Here is an 18,734-nt window from a genome sequence, read left to right as displayed (position 1 = left end):
CTTATGCTTTTTAGAACACTCAACAGAAACGACATTGTCGCGTTGGCCCTCATGCCTTTGCTGCTGATAGGCTTTTGGATCAATACCCTTTTATTTGATCAATCGCCCAGTTTCCCATACGATCATAATCCAATGCCCCTTTGGGATTTGGTGATCAGTGTTCTGAAAAGTAATCATTTACTGGCATCCGTTATCAGCCTGCTTATTGCGCTGATAATGATGTTCAGTGTCAATAGGGTGGTGAACAGATACAACCTGTTTAACGGACAAACCAATCTGCCCGGGTTTCTATACATGCTTTTGGTCAGCGCCTACCTGATGGCTCAAAAGCTACACCCGGTATGGTTTTTTACGCCACTCCTTATTTTAGCCATTGAACGCCTCTTTTCGGCTGCCGGACAGCGCAAAGCAATGACCTGGTGCTTTGAGGCGTCATTCGCGCTATCCCTTGGTACGCTGTTTTATGCCAAGGGCATCTATTTTATGGCCTTCTTATGGATGATCATGTTTATCCTTCGCCTCCTAACGATTCGTAGTCTCATGGCATCTATCATTGGCCTGGCACTTCCATATTTGTTTTCATTTGCCTATTATTTTTGGTTCGATCAGGCAGATGTGTTTTTAGAAACTGTGGTAGAAAACTTTATTTCGCCCATTGCCTTTTTCAATCATACCATTTACTCGCAGATATACAATGGCTTCATAATCTTTCTGGTATTTGTTTCAATTCTTTCGGTGGTCAGAATACTGCCAGCCATCAAAATCATATCACGTAAACACTACCGGATATTCATTTGGCTAATTGTATTGTGTGTCGTGGCCGCTATCACACCATACTATTCTCTGGAAGTGATGCCCATTTGGGCCATTGGCACATCAATCGTTTTGGGAAGATTTCTATCGCTCATCAGGCGCCGATTCATTCAGGAGTTGATCTTATTTATTATTGTGGCCATCACCATTGCCGGCCAGTTTCTTATCTAATTACATGCATCTTTCAAAGCCTACATTAGCCATATACGGTATTCAGGATCGTATAAATAGTGATACGCCTTTTTATGTACACGACCATGCCTTGACATTAATGGATAAGGGCAAAGTGATTAAACACCTCACACTGGAGCGACTAACCCGTAAAAAGCACGACAACACACTGCATGAACAGATTTATGAACTACTGAAACAAGCCGGGCTATTAAAGAATACTGACTACGATCTGGTTTTTGTTGATAATGTGGTTGGCCGAAGTTTTATTTCAACATGCGGCCGTTTTCGCTTCGAAGCCCCCTTGCAGGATGCATTAGCCGTTAAACCTGAAAAAGGTCGGTGCTGGTGGTTAGATAAAGAAAAAGAAGCCTATGCCCTCAACCACGAACTGGCGCATATAGGTGCCTGTCTGCCATTTTATGGCGCATTTAAAAACAACAGTCTTCTTGTTCATTTTGATGGCGGTGGTAGCTTGAGCAACTTCTCGGCTTTTAGTTATACAAATAAGCAACTGAATGCCCTGGAGCATCATTGGGATTTTAAGTACCTCTCGGGCTTATTTAATGCCAATGCGCTTGTTTTTGGCATCATAGGGGCTAGATTTAAAGAGCAAAACAGTGTACCGGGGAAGATGATGGGACTGGCGGCCTATGGCACTTATCGCAAAGAACTGGAAGAATGGCTGGTCGCTAATAATTACTTTTCAGACATTTGGGGTTCTAAGAAGATATTTTTTGAAGCGGCCAAATCCGACTTTAGTATTGATATCCAAAACCTCAACCAGGATAATCCTTTTCTTCAGGACGTAGTAGCCACCATGCAAGGTATTTTTCAGCGCGAACTATTCAGCAAACTCAGTGCTTTAAAAGAGGATGGTGACTACAAACAGCTCTACTATTCGGGAGGCTCGGCACTTAACATTGTGGCGAATACACAGATTATTGATGCTAACTTATTTGACGATGTGTATATACCTCCTTGCACAGAGGACAGTGGCCTGTCGCTTGGAGCTGCCGCATTTTTTGAATGGTATAAAGGCCATGAGGTAGCACTCCATTCACCCTACCTTAACAACTGGCTGCCTGATGAAGTAAACTGCGAATTTGGCACGGCCGATATAGAAGCATGTGCACAGGCCTTACTCCGGCAAAAGGTTGTGGCCATATGTAACAATGCCGGGGAAATTGGCCCGCGCGCACTGGGTAATCGCTCAATACTGGCATTAGCCAACTCAAAAGCATTGGCCGATAAGGTAAGCATGACACATAAAAAGCGTGAATGGTACAGGCCGGTAGCACCTATTATGCTGGAAAAGAATGCCAGGTATTTTACAAATCGAAGGTCTATAAACCACCTGGCCAAATACATGTTACTTGACTTTGAAATAGCAGATGATAAGCGAGCAAAGATTGAAGGCGTTGTGCATGTTGATGGTACTTCACGTATTCAAACCATCAGTGCAACAGACAATGCCTACATGTATGCTTTATTGAGCCTGTTGGATGAAAAATATGGCATTAGAGCGCTTATTAATACATCCTTTAATGTACGTGGCGAACCAATTGTTCATTCCACGGAAGGCGCCTTAAAATCAGCTAAGAATATGCAGCTGGATGGTCTGGTATTAAATGGTAAATACCAGGATTTATAACCATTTATCGATTATATTTTCCAAGTCATCCATCTTCACCGGTTTGCCAATGTAATCATTCATGCCGGCTTCTATACACACTTCCCGGTCACCTTTAAGCGCATTGGCTGTCATGGCTATAATGGGTAAATCAACTTTCTCTTCGCGCAACTTACGAGTTGCATCAAGTCCATTAAGCACAGGCATCTGTACGTCCATAAACACCAAATCTATCTGATCCTGTTCTTCACCGGTTAGCATATCAACCGCCTCCTGTCCATTATTGGCAATATTAGTCTGAAGCCCTAAACGGGACAGCATCTTCTCGGCAATCTTCTGGTTAATGATATTATCCTCAACCAACAGAATTTTTTTATCCTTAATACGCTCCTTTAACTCAGCCACCTGTGCTTCAGCCGTACTCACATCATTCTTTCCTTCCACCAGCAACTTCTCAATCGCACTGAATAAATCTGCATGTTTAACCGGCTTTTGCAACACAGTATCCACCCCTTTGAATTCCTCAGGATTTTTCCATCTGTTTTCAGATGAGAATAAGATGATCTTAATGCCTTTCTGCTTCCGTTTTACTGTTTTAAGGAAGTTATCGTCGGCTTTACTAAACACATGGCTATCAATTATCATCAGGTTGAACTCCGAATGTTCCTCCAGCATCGACAAGGCTGATTTCTCATCGTTCACTGTATCAGATTTAATCTGCCAGTTATTAAGTGTTTTCTTAAGCAGTAACAAGTTGGTTTTATGATTGTCAACAATCAGGGTGTTGACATGTGCAAACTGCTCCGTATTGAGCTCAAGCGTCTTATGATTTTTATCGATTACAAATGGCAGCGTGAAATGGAAAACTGAACCTGGATTTTCCTTCGACCACATAAAGTTTGGATTTGGACTCTCCACCCAAATCTTACCTCCCATGAGCTCCACCAACATTTTTGAGATGCTGGTACCAAGACCAGTTCCACCAAATTTGCGCGTGGTTGAACCATCGGCCTGTGTAAATGATTCAAATATCTTTTCCAGCTTATTTTTAGGAATACCAATACCTGAATCTTCCACCGAGAAGTGCAAAATCAGGTTAGTCCCTTTCTGCTGTTCAATTTCCACTTTTAGCACTACCTCACCCTCAGACGTAAACTTAACCGCATTACCCATCAGGTTCACCAAAACCTGTATCAGACGACTCTCATCACCAATCAGCACAGGCGGAATAGTTTCCTCCACATCATTTAAAATCTCAATTCCTTTCTCGAGCGATCGGAACGACATTTGGTCCATCAGGTAATCAACCGTAGAGCGCAAATTAAAGGCGTACGATTCAATCTTCATCTTACCAGCTTCAATCTTCGAGAAGTCGAGTATATCGTTGATGATATTGAGTAAGTTATCACATGAACGGCCAATAATTGACACCACATTCTTTTGCTCTTTACTTAGGCGCGTTTTGCCAAGCAATTCAGTAGCTCCAATGATGCCATTCATTGGCGTACGGATCTCATGGCTCATATTTGCCAAAAACTCCGACTTCGCCTTATTTGATTCAGCTTCTTTTTTCTGAATCTCTTTTTGCGCACTGATATCCATAAAGGCCTCAAGGAACACTTCTTTTTGATCCAGCGATATCGGAATAATGTTCTTTAATATCTCACGTGAAATATTATTCTCTTTTATTTCCAGACGCTCCTCCAAGGAAGCCACAATAACTCCCGTTTGCTCGTCCTTATACTCCTCCCTTTTTGCCGTAAAAAACAGTTCATCGTACGAACTATTGATCAGATGCTGTAAGGCTTCCTCTCCATTGGCAAAACCCATTATCTTTGCGGCCGTTTTATTAATCTGTATAATTTGCTTGTCTTTATCTACAATCATTACACCTACGGGCAGGTTGTCGGTAATGGTAGATAAGGCTTTATTCGATTCTTTCAACGACTCAGTCAGCAGCCTTTTCTCTGTGGTATCCTCCTTGATGGCCACATAATTGGAAATGGTCTTATCCTTACTTAGTACCGGCGAAATTAATACCTTCTCCCAGTATACATTGCCATCATCTTTGGCACTGGATATCTCTCCCTGCCATACCTGGCCTTCTTGTATGGTTTGCCACAACATATCGGCCAGCTCATTTTTCTTATTCTGTATCTGGAAAAAGTTAGCCTTCCCACTTTCTAACTCACTTTTTGAGAAACCATCCAGTGATTTAAAGCCTTTATTCACATACTCCACATTACCCTGAGTATCAGTAATCATTATAGATATAGGACTTTGCTCAACTGCCTGTATTAGCTTTTTATTGTTTTCCTCAGCTTTTTTACGATACAGAATTACACTGCGTATCTGAGAAAACAGAAAGTAAGAAAGAAAAATAACAAATAATGAGAATAATATGAGTGAGGCATACTTCAGCTTATTGTAACGACTCAAAATATTAATGGCTCTGTTATTCAACTTTACCAGGCGCTTATTGATTTCGTATGCAATGGTATTTTCTATCTCGAGCATGCGGCCAAACTCAGGATCTGCACCTTTTATAAGTTGTTCCACATTACCTTTCAGATGCTCATTTTGGCCACCATGAACCGTAATATTTTTCAGCACCTGGTCCGATATACGTGCCGCCTGGTTATATAAATCATCTATGATGGGGATTAAATCGCTAACTTCAGATATACTACCGGTAAACTCATCTTCGAGGTAGTGTATCCGCACAGTAATGGAGTCTTTCGAATAATCCTTTACAGGCCGCACATCTTCAATAACACCGCCCTGATCAATAACATTCAATATCGCCTTACTTTTCCTAGTAAGTTCTTCAATTTCGACATTATTATTCTCAAGTGCTTTTACAAGGTTAATGGAAGCATAGGATTTAAAGGCCAAATTGAGCTTGAGCAGGCTATGGTTGAGCATGTTTTCCAGCTTCAGCAGCTTTTCCTGATTCTCAATCGCACTTCTGTATTTCGAACTATACGACTGGTCAAAATAGTTTTCAATGGTTAGAATGGTGGCAATGGTCAACAGAAAGATAGCCAATAACAAGTATAATTTATTGATTATTGGCTCTTTAAAATATGCTAGCTTGGATTGTTTATTGCTCTTACTCACAAATATGAATTTTCCTAAAAATAGAGTTTTTAGAAGTAATTTAAAAAATAATGGTTGGTCTTTTCGTAAAACCATAACGACTTAACGTGGATTCGCTGAGCTCTTGTGAAGCCAGGTGAAGAAAAGCTCTGGCTAATAGTGGTTCTGTAGAACAAGAAATAACTGCGGCATACATAGGAATAGCGTTATTGTAAGGCGACTGAGGATTAACAATTTCAATATGATCACTATTCCCATTCACATGAATATCACTTTGCCAATTGACAGCCACATCGGCCTGATTACCAATTAGCCCCTTAACCAAACCTTTTGAATCAGAGGTTAGAGATACAACACTTTCAAGCACATCGTCATAGGCATTCTGTCGTTGTAAAAACAGTTTAGTCTCGTATCCAAGTGAACTAGTTTCAGGATTAGCTATGATAATGGCGTATCGCCCTTTACGTTTTAATGGATTTGTACTGCCATTAAATTTTTTAGGATTCCCTTTTTTAACCATATAAACCAAATGGTTATACCCTAAGAACAATGAATCGGTCAGCTGATAGCCTGTATTTTTTTTAAAATGTTTAAACGACGAAGATGAAGAAGGTATATAGATATCACCTTTAGCTGCATAATTAATAATTCCCATGAGGTTCTTAGAGCAATCATTCTGGATAATCACTTTACAGTTATGCTGCTGTTCAAATTGATACTTTAGGTCAAGCACCATATTCAGCATCGAATTTTCGCAATAGATAATAAGCTCCTTAGGTGGTATTCTTACTTTCTTACTTTTTTTAGGCTGCTGCCGATGACAACTTCCCATGAAGAAGAATAACCCAATTGTTAGAGTGAGAATATATTTGGTTAGAGGCATAGTTATTCATTTAATGCTAAGCAAGTTAGTGAATAGCACTATCCCAATACAGTCATTTATCACCAAAAAAGACCTGTTTATCAAATAGAATCAGGCATTAATGAAGTGTTTCCGGATCCATTTGGGCACCACAAAGGCGCCAATAACCAAATATGGGTAGTAACTCACCAGCCTCCACATAAAGGCCATTGCCATACCAGTCCCCAAGGGTATCATATTGGAAAGAAACTCTTTAAATACCCACTCCGCAAAGCCACTACCACCGGGTGTAGGGCTCACCAGCATCATTATCCACATCACCAGCTGCTTGCCAAAAATGAGGATATGATCGTTCCAGCCCAGTAGGTGAAAACCGAAAAATGCCAGTATTAAAGTGTTAACTATCCAATATCGGGCAGTCCAGCTTAATGCGGTGGCAGCAAAAGCTTTTAACCAGCTGGATAATGGCCAGCGCCGAAATTCTTCTGAGGTAGCTATTAAATCGGAGCCTGACTCATTGGCCTGTGGACGCCAGCGCTTGATAATGGGAAGTTTAAAGATCCATAAAAGCAACCATTTCAGTCCACGCGGATTAAAAAATAACCCATAACTGATGATGATGGTATAAGCCAACTTTAAAAAATAACCCGTTAGTGCAAACATAAAGAACTGGTTCTTATACCACGGCAATCCTTCCATCATACTATCACCGAAGGCAAAAATATCGGTTCGCCCTATAAAGAGCAATATCAGTGGAAAGGTGAGTATAAAATACAACTCATCAAGAAATGAAGTAACCATAACAACAGCTGTACTACGCCCCAGCTTAACCCCTTCTTTATTAATGAAGAAGATTGCCACACTGGTACCTCCGATGGCCGATGGTGTTATGGCCGAAGTGAATTCCCACAACATTATTGTATTAAACGCCTTTCGCCAGCTCAATAAATTATTTGTCAGTAAGCGTATCCGAATGATGTAGCCCAAATCGCGAATAGCCATCATTATAAATGATACAAAAAACCAAAATAAGGATTGCAGGGTAAACGAAAAGTAATCTAACACAGCCGGATCGAACTCCTGATATAAAAAATAGCCTGTTACACCTAAGCCAATTAGTATGGGAAAGGTTATTCTGCCGGGTTGAATGCTTTTTAATATTTTGCCTGAATTATCAGCCATAGTCTGTAAAGTTATGGTAATCCATGCTGCCAATGAAATACTCAGTTAATTAAAATCACTAAGGCAATTAATTTTATGATTTTTTAAAGATTTCATCAGTTAAAATAAACTTAAGCCTCGCCTTTGTGTTATTGAAGTAAAAAATTATAAACATGAAAGAAGTTCCCTCTCCATGCATTAGTGTATGCCAATATGATAGCCAGGGCGTTTGTTTTGGATGCCGACGAACCATTGACGAAGCGGGCAATTGGTCGAAGTTTACCAATGAAGAAAAAGAAGCCATCGTAAAAGAACTTTCGCTCAGACGTAATGCAGATGGTGAAGAGCCTACTATTTTTCTGCGTTGACTAGCTCCTTAATACACCTGACTATTAGATGACAACACTGGTTAAACATCTCGACAATAAGTCGCAAGTGGTATTTGACAAGGGCAAATTTGACAATTGGTGCGTTTACATCGCCAATGAAAAACGCAAAGAAGCCCCTACAGACATTGACTATTTCAGTCAATTGAAATTATTGAGCTATCGTTACCCTCAGGGTAAAATTTACAATGATTTCCTGAAAATATATACATTAACATCCCGACACATCGAAAGCAAAGTTATACAGCTGATTGACCAAATATGCCTCAGCTATAAATGGAACGATGCAAGCATTATTGAGCAGTGGCTAACCGTGCTTTATGCAGCCATGATAGCTGAGGAAAACAAAGAAAAAGCCATCCTCAAGAAACGCATTAAGCGCCTTGGACTTTACCAACTATTTTTTCAGGACTTCAGCGCCAGCGAAGCGGCCAATTACAGCAAAGGCAAGAGCTGGCGAGAACTCGATAAAACAATGAAAGCGCTTGGTTTCTAACCAACATTACTTCCTATTATCAAAAAAACATTCAGCTAAACACAACATTTTTAGCAAGTCACCGTATTCAACACTGTATGGGACCAAAATCACTTTTAGATTAAAGTATGCTACAAAAGGTTAAATAACAAGGCAGTTACCTCAATTTTTATACCTTTGGCCGCTTTAATGCTTTTTATAAGGATTTAGATTATTAAGTTGTTGATTTGAAGAGTTGTAAGAATGATCTTTACTTTCCTAATTGTATTTTTAACATTTAACGCACCCGACAATCTGCCAGAAAAGTCAGTAAATGAAACAAGTGAATCACTTAGTGGTGCGCAATCAATTTACCAGGAGTTAAACAATAAACACCTCCCCTTTGAGGCCTTTGAAATGGCCTACAACGGGTGGCTAAAACTTAAAGACTCCGTTCATTTCGAAAAAAACATTATTACCCTGGTTGATTTCAGTCAACCTTCCACCCACAAACGTTTTTTCCTTATTGATATTGATTCTAAATCAGTTATCTATCAAAACTATGTGGCACATGGAAAGAATAGTGGCATGCTCAATGCTGAAAAATTTTCGAACATTGCCAATAGCAATCAGAGCAGCCTTGGTTTTTATAAAACCGGCGAAACCTACTATGGCAAGCACGGGTTATCATTAAAACTGGACGGCCTTGAGAAAGGCATTAACGACAAGGCACGTGAAAGACACATTGTGATACATAAGGCCGACTATGCCGAAGAATCGTTCATCAAAAAATATGGCCGCCTTGGCAGAAGCTTTGGTTGTCCGGCAATTCCTTCAGCCAACTACCAGTTTGTGATTGATAACATTAAAGAAGGAACAATGCTTTTTATTTATCATCCGAAAGCGACATACATCAAAACGTCGTCGATATTGAACTGATTTTTTGGTAAATTAATACCTCAACCAAATAATAGTGAGGTATGAAATGGGTTTCATTGGGCATATTAATGATGCTACTCTCTGGCACGCTCCGCAGCAGCCCCAATGAAGCCATTGATTATCCACCAGTGTCCATTGACGACAATTTATCTGACATCTTTCCTGTCGATACCTTTATTGCCCGGTTTGCGAATGACATGGCCACCAAAGAAGTCCTTAAGCTAGCCGGTGAAAAAATCTATAGCAATACACTTATCGCATCTATTTATGAAGAAGCCGGTTATGCCCCTCTATGGCAACTCGAACGCAATCGAATGGACTTAGAGAATATACTGGAAAATGCCTACTACGAAGGGTTAAATCCCAAAGATTACCACCTGGAAGTCATCACCAACTACAACTCACTGTCGAGGGTTTATAAAAACCGTAAAGCTGTGCACGCAGCCATGGCCGACCTTTTAATGACCGATGCCATATTGAGCTACACGCATCACCTTATTCACGGAAAGGTGGACCAGAAAGATTTAAGCCCCAATTGGGACTACAGCATGCAACCCACCGATGCCAGAAAAACGTTTGACCTTCCAAAAGCCCTTAAACAAAACGCCCTTCACCAATACGTTGACAGCGCTCGCTCGCATTTACCTTTCTACGATAAACTAAAACACCTGTTTATTGAATACGACTCCATTCAAAAAGCAGGTGGCCAACTACCTGAGATTAAATACCCGGGCAGATCTCTCAAACCAGGTGACACCTTACCCTCTGTATCAAAATTAAAACAGCGCCTTAAAGCAGATGCCTACACGATTGATTCAATTAATGAGGTATTCGATGAAGAACTAGAGTCTGCACTTATGAGCTTCCAATCATTAAATGGTCTGCCTCCCGATGGTATTGCCGGCCGAAAAACCTATCAAGCGTTAAATCTATCGTTGAGTGAACGTTTGGATATATTACGGGCAAACATGGAACGCGTCCGCTGGATCAACTACGATTACCCGGATGAGTTTATATTGATCAATATAGCCAGCTATCAACTACAAATGATAAAAGGCAATGAGGTGAAATTTGAGTGCCGCGTTGTTGTTGGTAAAGAACACACGCAAACGCCTGTATTCTTTTCCTACATTCGCTACATCGTTTTCAATCCCAACTGGCACATCCCCTACTCCATAGCTTCAGAAGAAATACTGCCAAAACTTAAAACCGATAAGCACTACCTCCAAAACCGCAACATGCTGCTAATGCGAGGTTCTTCAGAAGTCAACCCTATGAACATTGACTTTACTAAATACACAAATACCAACTTCCCCTATTCCATTATTCAGGAAGCCGGTGCCGGTAATGCACTGGGCAAGGTTAAGTTTATCATGCCCAATAAGTACTCAGTTTACCTGCACGATACGCCATCGAAATCTCTCTTTAAACGAATCGACAGAGCATTTAGTCATGGATGCATCCGATTAGAAAAACCTTTTCAACTAGCCGAGCTGCTATTGCAAGAGCAAGGTTATAACCAGGCTGCCATTCAGGAAATTATTGAGAGGAAAGAACCAAAAACAGTAGTGCTTAACAAAGGCATGCCCACGCTGATTATCTACATGACCTGCAATGAAAACCTGAAAAACGGACAAGCCATCTTTTACAATGACATCTATGGATTGGATAAAGAACTATTAAATGGATTAAGTACATCTAGGTGAATAGCTATTCAAGAAAAGCCTGCTTCACTAATACTTCCTACACAAACAATACCTGAGTCTTACCAGTCATTAGCATACTTTGGCGCAAAAACATTACCTTTAAACTTTCATCAACCTTATGCAACAGTGCAATGGATACGCAAGAGATCTTAATTAAAATCAGAAAAATAGTTCGTTCAATCGACATTGAATCGAAGAAAATACAAAAGGAATATGGCGTCAGTATTCCACAGGCACTTTGCCTCAATTACTTGAAAGCAGCTCCAAATTATCAGGCTACCCAAAGCGAAATCCGTAAATTTGTAAACCTTAACTCCAGCACAGTCAGCGGAATTATTAACCGACTGGAGAAAAAGGGCTACCTAGCCCGCCTGCCAAAAGCAGGAGACAAACGCGTTGCCAATATAGTATTGACATCAGCAGGCGACGAACTACTTAAGCGCATCCCTCCTTTGCTACACGAACAATTGTCTAACCAATTAAAATGTCTGGATACAGATGAGTTACACATCCTAGAGAAAGGATTGGACACCCTTGTATCCATTCTGGATATTGAACAAGTAGATGCCTCCCCAATAATCATGCTAAAGATTGATAATGAACAACAAATAGACCAAGACACTCAGTTCGAATAACAACTTTCACATCCTTATCTTATCATCACAGTCGCACTAAGCTCTTTCTGCGATTAGGCCATTTCATGTTTTTTTGCTAATTTTGTTCGCATAGAAACAATCTGCACGTTGAATGATTTATAATGACACACAACAAGAAATCGCAAACAAAATTGAAACAACCAGCCAGGCAAACAACTGGAAAGACTGGAAGTGGCAACTCCGAAACACGATTAAAAATCTAGAGCAATTCGAGCTCTTAACCGGCATACAATTCAATGCAGCCGAGCGAACAGACCTGGAAAAGACCTTCGACAAATTCCCTCTTTCAATAACACCTTATTATCTGTCATTAATAGATAAGACCGATTACAAAAACGATCCAGTATTCAAGCAGGCATTTGGTGGCATCGAAGAACTATCTGTCTTAAACACAGATATGACAGACCCACTTTCGGAAGACAAGGACAGTCCTGTAGAAGGCATAACTCACCGCTACCCCGACAGGGTACTGTTTCATGTCAGCAACATTTGCGCCATGTATTGCCGGCACTGCACACGCAAACGTAAAGTAGGCGACAATGACCATATTCCCTCAACCAATCAATTGAAAAAAGGCATAGAATACATCGCCCGAAATAAGCAAGTCAGAGATGTTCTTCTTTCAGGAGGCGATCCGTTGATGCTACCGGATGACAAAATTGATTGGCTATTGAGTGAACTTAAAAGAATTCCACACATTGAAGTTATTCGTATAGGAACAAGAATGCCTGTCGTACTACCCTATCGCATCACCGATAATCTGGTAAATATTTTAAAAAAATACCAACCTCTGTGGATAAATACTCATTTCAATCATCCCAATGAAATAACAACCTCTGCTAAGGAAGCATTGGCCAAACTTGCTGATGGGGGATTTCCGCTAGGTAATCAATCTGTTTTACTAGCAGGCGTTAATGATTGCCCCAAAATAATGCGAACACTACTTCATCAGCTGGTTCAAAACAGAGTTAGACCTTACTACCTGTACCAATGCGATTTATCCGAAGGCTTGTCACACTTCAGAACACCAATTGGCAAAGGCATCGAAATTATGGAAAGTTTGATAGGCCACACTAGTGGTTTTGCCCGCCCAACCTATGTGATTGATGCGCCGGGTGGTGGCGGTAAAATACCGGTGATGCCAAATTACATCATATCGTGGTCCACCAATAAAGTTATCCTGCGCAATTACGAAGGCGTTATAACCACCTATAAAGAACCCGACAACTACGAGCAAAAAACATGCAATCAGTCATGCGATAATTGCAATCTTGAATTGAATTTAAATAATAAAGATGAATCAGAAGCCATTGGCATTGAGAAACTCCTGTCTGATTCATCTGATGTAATATCCTTAATACCAGAAAACAATGAACGCGTACAAAGAAGAGATAATAGTTAGTGATGTGGTAGAAGAAATTGGCAACGGTTCTTTGATTCAACATGGTAAACACAATGACCGGATCTACCTGATGAAGATGGACAAACGGGATGCAATAGCACTTCCGGAAACATTAACAAAAATGGCCAGAAAGGAAGAGTACACAAAGGTATTCTGCAAAATACCCAAATGGGCCGCTCCTTTGTTCTATTCACACGGCTTTATACTGGAGGCATCTATCCCTCAGTTTTACAACAGCGAAGAAGATGTATTTTTTGTATCTAAATTTCTAAGCTCCGACAGACTACTTAATATAGAAACAGACAAGCTAAAGGACTTAGGCGAACTGCTGTATATCAAAAGGAACGGCAAACCATCGGCCACTTCAAAATACACCATTCGCCCGCTCGGCATCAAAGATGCAGCGACAATCGCGGACATCTACGACAAAACCTTTGCTACCTATCCCTTCCCAATACAAGATGAGGAGTTTTTGATCGAAGCCATGGGAAACGACACTTTTTATTTTGGCGCTGAATACAATGGAAAGATCGTAGCCGTAGCATCGGCCGAGGTTGATCGAAAGGGAGGCAATGCCGAAATGACTGACTTTGCCACATTAAAAGCACATCAGGGCAACCGATTGGCCAGTTTGATACTTCAGTCTATGGAATGGGAGATGAAAAAGCAAGGTATCCATTCATTGTATACGATAGCACGCCTGAACTCCATCCCAATGAACAAGACCTTTTTACGAGCCAACTACCAATACGCTGGTACCTTAATCAAAAATACCAATATAGCCGGCAATATCGAAAGCATGAATATTCTTTACAAACACATATAAACCAAACAACAATATGCCACAACTACTATGTCCTTTGGCCACCGAATGCAAGATATTTAAAGGCCAGACACCAATACTCCAGCCACATCTTCAGATCTACCAAAACGTATTTTGCCGAAGAGGGCTGAAAGGCTGGAGTAATTGTGAGCATTACCAGAAAACTAAAAAGTCAACCCAATAACACTTATCCCCATGAACAAAGCACAAAGCATCCAACTTGAAAGCATTGACGATCCAAAAGAGAAAGAGATTTTGGCACTCCTGAAAGAAGATGAAGAGTGCATATACGGTGAAATAATAAAACGTACGAACCTTTCATACAGCAAAGGGAAAGAGCTCATTTTCTCGCTCATATCTAAGGGTTACATTCAATACATAGGCCGCACAACAAAGCTCAAGCTAGCCATTGAAGTGATCTGACCTTACTCTCTTAACATTTTTAGCACACTGCTCAAACTATAGCTAGACTGAATAACCAAGTATAGCAGCTATAGCAGGCATTGCATGGTAGTTTCTATAAATGCACATCTGAAAATCAGAAGCGAATAAAAACGTTCGGGGCAATTTGTGTCATTATTAAACCCCTGCTTGTATTAAACTTCTTATTGTATGCATACAATTGATTTGATAATCTTCTTTATTTACCTCATTGCCATGTTAGGAGTCGGTTTTTTCTTTATGCGACGCAACAAAACACCTGATGATTATTATGTAGGCGGAAGAAAGCTGAAAGCCGGACACATAGGCCTATCAGTAGTAGCAACGGATGTGGGAGGCGGCTTTTCCATTGGGCTTGGCGGCCTTGGCTTTTTAATGGGTTTGTCGGGTAGTTGGCTACTGTTTTCGGGACTGATAGGTGCGTGGCTGAGCGCCGTTATTTTAATCCCCAAAGTATCGCGCCTGGCTCGCGAACGCAACTTCTTAACTTTCCCGCAATTTCTGGAACATGCTTTTAACAAAAAGGTGGCATTATTTGCCGGCATCATTTCCGCCATTGGTTATATTGGCTTTACCTCGTCTCAGATATTAGCAGGAGCCAAACTGGCTTCATCCACGTTCCCGGCTTTATCGATGGATACCGCCTTGCTTGTTATGGGCTCCATCGCCATTGTTTACACCGCAATAGGCGGCCTTAAAGCCGTTATTTACACCGATACCGTGCAGTGGATTGTTCTAATGGGCGGCTTACTGTTTGTGGCCTTGCCTTTTGCCTACTTTAAAATTGGCGGATTGGAAACGATCAAATCCACATTAGATGCTGATTTCTTAAGCCTGACAGCCATATCATGGTCTCAATTGATCAACTGGCTATTTACAATTGTCCCAATCTGGTTCATTGGCATGACATTATACCAACGCATCTATGCAGCAAAAGACACAAAAACAGCGCAGCGAGGCTGGCTCATTGCCGGCTTGTTTGAATACCCGCTAATGGCTTTCCTGGGTGTTACACTGGGTATGTTTGCGCGAGTGGCTTTCGAAAGCGGTATTATTACCAACTATGTGGTTGCAGACATAGATGCCGAAATGGGACTGCCCATTTTATTGCGCACCATACTACCTGCAGGCCTTATGGGCATAGTACTATCGGCCTACTTTTCAGCCATAATGTCTACCGCCGATAGTTGTTTAATGGCAGCATCGGGTAATATCCTTACAGATGTGTTCAAGCTGCACAACAAACGTCATAACCTGCGTTATTCACAGCTCATCACACTGCTTATAGGTATTCTGGCTCTGTTCATCGCACTAAAAGTTACCAGTGTACTCGATCTAATGTTGCACTCCTATTCCTTTATGGTATCAGGCATGTTTATTCCGGTACTGGCCGCGTTATTTGCCAAAAAACCAAATCCCGAAGCAGCTCTGGCCGCCATGCTCATTGGCGGGGGCACCACCTTAAGCTTAATTATATTCGACATAAAACTGATATTTGGATTGGATGCCAACATTGCAGGTATTACAGCTTCAGGCATTACCTATCTGATAGAAAACTTCATCTCGAGGCTCCAGAAGAACGATTCCATTATACCGAACAATTAAGTAAACAACGTCAAATACCATATAGAAAATGAATGATAGATTTAATCTGGTGAGGTATTATACACGACAAAAAGCCAGAAGTTTTAAGAAACAGAAAAATCCGCCCGGTTCAACTGATACCCCAAAACAAAAGAGTCGACTCAGACACTTGATTGACCAGTTACAACGATTCCTTTTAAAGGAGCTATAAACAACTTAAAACACATAGTACCCAATAACAAAAATAAACCTCATAACTATGTTAACATTTAAAAAATACACCTCCAACACCGATTTTAGTACCATTAGTCGCGAAGAATATGTCGATTTCCTGCACACGCACCTTGGCCAATATGGCGATCCTAAGGCCGATATCAACAAATGCCTTGACTACGCCTTTTCAACAGAAAAGAGCGAGGGCGGCTTTGCCCTGGCAGCGTTTTACAAGGGACAATTAGTGGGCGCACTGGTTATGAACCATACCGGTATGAGCGGCTATATACCAGACAATATATTGGTATACGTAACTGTGGATGCCAGCTATCGTGGCAAAGGCTTTGGTCAGCAAATCATAGAAAAAGCATTCTCCTATTGCAAAGGCGATATCAAACTGCATGTAGAATACGATAACCCAGCCAAACGACTCTATGAGCGAATAGGCTTCCAGTCAAAATATGCAGAAATGAGATATACAAAAACGTCTAACAATTAAGAACAGATATGGCTTTTATTACTTTAGAAACGGACAAACTACAGAAGAACTTTAACTATCTCAATAAAATATTCAGGAGCAATGACATCCAATGGTCGGTTGTATCGAAATTACTTTGTGGCAATCGTGATTATTTGAAAGTACTTCTCGACATGGGTATCACCAGCTTTTGCGATTCCCGCATCTCAAACTTAAAGATGATTAAACAGCTGGATACTGATGTTGAAACTATTTACATTAAACCTCCGGCCAAGCGCTCCATTGCCAATGTTGTGAAATATGCCAACATCAGCCTTAACACAGAGATAAACACCATCCGCTTGCTATCCGAAGAAGCGATAAAACAAAATACCATCCATAAAATCATCATCATGATAGAACTGGGTGAATTGCGCGAAGGTGTAATGGGCGATCATTTCATGAGCTTCTACAAGCAGGTTTTTAACCTTAAAAACATTGAAGTAGTAGGCATTGGCACCAACCTCTCATGCCTGTATGGTGTATTACCCAATCATGATAAACTCATACAACTTTGCCTGTACGAACAATTAATTGAGGCCCGCTTCAATAAGCAAATACAGTTTGTTTCAGGCGGCTCATCGGTCACCATTCCCCTCATCTTTCAAAACCTGCTTCCCAAAGGAATTAATCACTTTCGGGTGGGTGAAACCTTGTTTTTGGGCACCGATGTATACAACAATACACCCTACAAAAAAATGCATTCAGATGTGTTTAAGCTCTATTCCGAGATTATAGAATTAAGCGAGAAGCCAGCCGTACCAATGGGCGAAATGGGTGTTAATGTGGAAGGTCATGAGGTGGAATTTGACGACAATCAAATAGGACAAACATCTTTTCGGGCCATATTGGACCTTGGTTTGCTGGATGTAGATGAGCAACACATCACCCCCGTTGATGAGCAAATAAGCTTTGTTGGTGCCAGTTCTGATATGTTAGTCATCGACCTGAAAGAAAACAAGCAAAATTACAAAGTTGGTGACCTAATCGAGTTTAAAATGGACTACATGGGTGTTCTGCGCATTATTAATTCTAAATACATCGACAAACGAATTAAAAATTAATCATCATGGAAGAATTTGGAAAATCAGTTTTGCTTCTCCTGGTTCTGCTGAATCCTTTTCTGCTAATTGTTTACCTCATTGATATTGTCAAGAAAAAGCCAAAGGACCTCTTTGCGAGAATCCTCCTAAGAGCCGGGATAATCAGTTTTGTTGTTTTCTCCTGCTTTGCCATTATGGGAGACAGCATCTTCAGCAGCGTATTTAATGCCCGCATGGCTTCCTTTCAAATATTCGGCGGCATTGTATTTTTGCTCACCGGCATACAGTTTGTTTTTAAAGGCAATGCCTCTATCGAATCTCTAAGGGGCGAATCAAAACACATTGCCGGTGCCATAGCCATGCCCATCTTTATTGGTCCTGGCACCATTAGTTACAGCGTACTTATTGGCGAACGGCTAAATAAGCCAATGGCCTTAGCCGCCATAGCCACAGCTATACTTTTATGTATTACCATAATCATCCTGCTAAAGTTCGTTCACGATCATATTCACTCTAAAAAGGAAGAACTCATTGAACAATACATCGATATCGCCGGACGTGTTATTGCTCTTTTATTAGGCACCGTATCCATTGAACTTATTATGTCCGGCCTAACATTCTGGATGAAGACCTCTTAGCTAATGAGATTCAAACTGCCATTTATGTTCGCATAGAACCTTTTTGGCGGTTTGAAATATTGTGGCTATTTTTGCACCCTCCAAAACTTGCCAAGTCTATATTTTTAAGCCTGTTAACTTACTCTGATAGCACCACCAAAGTTTATAAGAATGCTATTTCGTACAGGATGCATCTACTTATAGCAGGCATAAT

The 18,734-nt window shown here is 40.8% G+C and carries 17 protein-coding genes; 14 read left to right on the top strand and 3 right to left on the bottom strand.

Annotated elements, in window-relative coordinates; translation table 11 throughout:
* Positions 1–3 precede the first annotated feature (3 nt).
* Positions 4–984 carry a DUF6427 family protein gene (locus KEM09_RS01865; protein WP_212224552.1) on the top strand — a complete coding sequence of 327 codons (981 nt, stop codon included), beginning with the start codon at positions 4–6 and terminating at the stop codon, positions 982–984.
* Between the two features lie 4 nt (positions 985–988).
* Positions 989–2,638: a carbamoyltransferase C-terminal domain-containing protein gene (locus tag KEM09_RS01860; RefSeq protein ID WP_212224551.1), complete on the top strand. Its 1,650-nt coding sequence runs from the start codon at positions 989–991 to the stop codon at positions 2,636–2,638.
* On the opposite strand, the gene KEM09_RS01855 is transcribed toward KEM09_RS01860, so the two are convergent.
* From KEM09_RS01855 to KEM09_RS01845, 3 genes are all read right to left on the bottom strand, one after another.
* Positions 2,633–5,737: a PAS domain-containing hybrid sensor histidine kinase/response regulator gene (locus tag KEM09_RS01855; RefSeq protein WP_342343993.1), complete on the bottom strand. Its 3,105-nt coding sequence runs from the start codon at positions 5,735–5,737 to the stop codon at positions 2,633–2,635. The two genes, KEM09_RS01860 and KEM09_RS01855, sit on opposite strands and share 6 nt — an antisense overlap.
* Before the next feature lie 40 nt (positions 5,738–5,777).
* Positions 5,778–6,599, bottom strand: a complete 822-nt coding sequence (locus KEM09_RS01850; protein WP_212224540.1) for a substrate-binding domain-containing protein — start codon at positions 6,597–6,599, stop codon at positions 5,778–5,780.
* A gap of 90 nt (positions 6,600–6,689) precedes the next feature.
* Positions 6,690–7,760 (bottom strand): lysylphosphatidylglycerol synthase transmembrane domain-containing protein, encoded by a 1,071-nt coding sequence (locus tag KEM09_RS01845; RefSeq protein WP_212224532.1) that lies wholly within the window; start codon positions 7,758–7,760, stop codon positions 6,690–6,692.
* A 152-nt stretch (positions 7,761–7,912) separates the two neighbouring features.
* On the opposite strand from KEM09_RS01845, the gene KEM09_RS01840 reads away from it, so the two are divergent.
* From KEM09_RS01840 to KEM09_RS01785, 12 genes are all read left to right on the top strand, one after another.
* The gene (locus KEM09_RS01840; RefSeq protein ID WP_212224531.1) at positions 7,913–8,107 is read left to right on the top strand and encodes a DUF1289 domain-containing protein; all 195 of its coding nucleotides are present in this window, start codon (positions 7,913–7,915) and stop codon (positions 8,105–8,107) included.
* 28 nt (positions 8,108–8,135) lie between these two features.
* Positions 8,136–8,621: a DUF7004 family protein gene (locus KEM09_RS01835; protein ID WP_212224530.1), complete on the top strand. Its 486-nt coding sequence runs from the start codon at positions 8,136–8,138 to the stop codon at positions 8,619–8,621.
* A gap of 222 nt (positions 8,622–8,843) precedes the next feature.
* Entirely contained in the window at positions 8,844–9,518 is a 675-nt protein-coding gene (locus KEM09_RS01830) for a murein L,D-transpeptidase catalytic domain family protein (RefSeq protein ID WP_212224528.1), read from the top strand.
* 41 nt (positions 9,519–9,559) lie between these two features.
* Positions 9,560–11,224, top strand: a complete 1,665-nt coding sequence (locus KEM09_RS01825) for a L,D-transpeptidase family protein (RefSeq protein WP_212224526.1) — start codon at positions 9,560–9,562, stop codon at positions 11,222–11,224.
* Between the two features lie 131 nt (positions 11,225–11,355).
* Positions 11,356–11,859 (top strand): MarR family winged helix-turn-helix transcriptional regulator, encoded by a 504-nt coding sequence (locus tag KEM09_RS01820; RefSeq protein ID WP_212224524.1) that lies wholly within the window; start codon positions 11,356–11,358, stop codon positions 11,857–11,859.
* Positions 11,860–11,971: 112 nt separating this feature from the next.
* The gene (gene kamA, locus KEM09_RS01815) at positions 11,972–13,282 is read left to right on the top strand and encodes a lysine 2,3-aminomutase (protein WP_212224516.1); all 1,311 of its coding nucleotides are present in this window, start codon (positions 11,972–11,974) and stop codon (positions 13,280–13,282) included.
* Positions 13,251–14,108 carry a putative beta-lysine N-acetyltransferase gene (ablB, locus tag KEM09_RS01810; RefSeq protein WP_212224508.1) on the top strand — a complete coding sequence of 286 codons (858 nt, stop codon included), beginning with the start codon at positions 13,251–13,253 and terminating at the stop codon, positions 14,106–14,108. Before kamA ends, ablB begins: the two co-directional genes overlap by 32 nt.
* Before the next feature lie 192 nt (positions 14,109–14,300).
* A complete protein-coding gene (locus KEM09_RS01805; protein WP_212224506.1) occupies positions 14,301–14,528 on the top strand; it encodes a winged helix-turn-helix transcriptional regulator in 228 nt (75 codons plus the stop codon).
* Positions 14,529–14,717: 189 nt separating this feature from the next.
* The gene (locus KEM09_RS01800) at positions 14,718–16,151 is read left to right on the top strand and encodes a sodium:solute symporter family protein (RefSeq protein ID WP_212224504.1); all 1,434 of its coding nucleotides are present in this window, start codon (positions 14,718–14,720) and stop codon (positions 16,149–16,151) included.
* 238 nt (positions 16,152–16,389) lie between these two features.
* On the top strand, positions 16,390–16,842 hold the full coding sequence (locus tag KEM09_RS01795; protein ID WP_212224502.1) for a GNAT family N-acetyltransferase: 453 nt from the start codon (positions 16,390–16,392) through the stop codon (positions 16,840–16,842).
* 8 nt (positions 16,843–16,850) lie between these two features.
* On the top strand, positions 16,851–17,924 hold the full coding sequence (locus KEM09_RS01790; RefSeq protein ID WP_212224500.1) for an alanine racemase: 1,074 nt from the start codon (positions 16,851–16,853) through the stop codon (positions 17,922–17,924).
* Positions 17,925–17,929: 5 nt separating this feature from the next.
* Entirely contained in the window at positions 17,930–18,541 is a 612-nt protein-coding gene (locus tag KEM09_RS01785; protein WP_212224498.1) for a MarC family protein, read from the top strand.
* Positions 18,542–18,734 lie beyond the last annotated feature (193 nt).

This window comes from Carboxylicivirga mesophila, from assembly GCF_018271975.1.
In the GTDB taxonomy this organism is placed as follows: domain Bacteria; phylum Bacteroidota; class Bacteroidia; order Bacteroidales; family Marinilabiliaceae; genus Carboxylicivirga; species Carboxylicivirga mesophila.
The sequence above is the reverse complement of the archived record's forward strand: the minus strand, read 5'-3'. Positions and strand labels throughout refer to the sequence as shown.

Coding starts and splice junctions, on each gene's coding strand:
- KEM09_RS01830 (WP_212224528.1), top strand. CDS start 8,844: ATGATCTTTACTTTCCTAATTGTATTTTTAACATTTAACGCACCCGAC.
- KEM09_RS01795 (WP_212224502.1), top strand. CDS start 16,390: ATGTTAACATTTAAAAAATACACCTCCAACACCGATTTTAGTACCATT.
- KEM09_RS01800 (WP_212224504.1), top strand. CDS start 14,718: ATGCATACAATTGATTTGATAATCTTCTTTATTTACCTCATTGCCATG.
- KEM09_RS01820 (WP_212224524.1), top strand. CDS start 11,356: ATGGATACGCAAGAGATCTTAATTAAAATCAGAAAAATAGTTCGTTCA.
- KEM09_RS01845 (WP_212224532.1), bottom strand. CDS start 7,760: ATGGCTGATAATTCAGGCAAAATATTAAAAAGCATTCAACCCGGCAGA.
- KEM09_RS01785 (WP_212224498.1), top strand. CDS start 17,930: ATGGAAGAATTTGGAAAATCAGTTTTGCTTCTCCTGGTTCTGCTGAAT.
- KEM09_RS01835 (WP_212224530.1), top strand. CDS start 8,136: ATGACAACACTGGTTAAACATCTCGACAATAAGTCGCAAGTGGTATTT.
- KEM09_RS01805 (WP_212224506.1), top strand. CDS start 14,301: ATGAACAAAGCACAAAGCATCCAACTTGAAAGCATTGACGATCCAAAA.
- KEM09_RS01840 (WP_212224531.1), top strand. CDS start 7,913: ATGAAAGAAGTTCCCTCTCCATGCATTAGTGTATGCCAATATGATAGC.
- ablB (WP_212224508.1), top strand. CDS start 13,251: ATGAACGCGTACAAAGAAGAGATAATAGTTAGTGATGTGGTAGAAGAA.
- KEM09_RS01865 (WP_212224552.1), top strand. CDS start 4: ATGCTTTTTAGAACACTCAACAGAAACGACATTGTCGCGTTGGCCCTC.
- kamA (WP_212224516.1), top strand. CDS start 11,972: ATGATTTATAATGACACACAACAAGAAATCGCAAACAAAATTGAAACA.
- KEM09_RS01790 (WP_212224500.1), top strand. CDS start 16,851: ATGGCTTTTATTACTTTAGAAACGGACAAACTACAGAAGAACTTTAAC.
- KEM09_RS01860 (WP_212224551.1), top strand. CDS start 989: ATGCATCTTTCAAAGCCTACATTAGCCATATACGGTATTCAGGATCGT.
- KEM09_RS01850 (WP_212224540.1), bottom strand. CDS start 6,599: ATGCCTCTAACCAAATATATTCTCACTCTAACAATTGGGTTATTCTTC.
- KEM09_RS01825 (WP_212224526.1), top strand. CDS start 9,560: ATGAAATGGGTTTCATTGGGCATATTAATGATGCTACTCTCTGGCACG.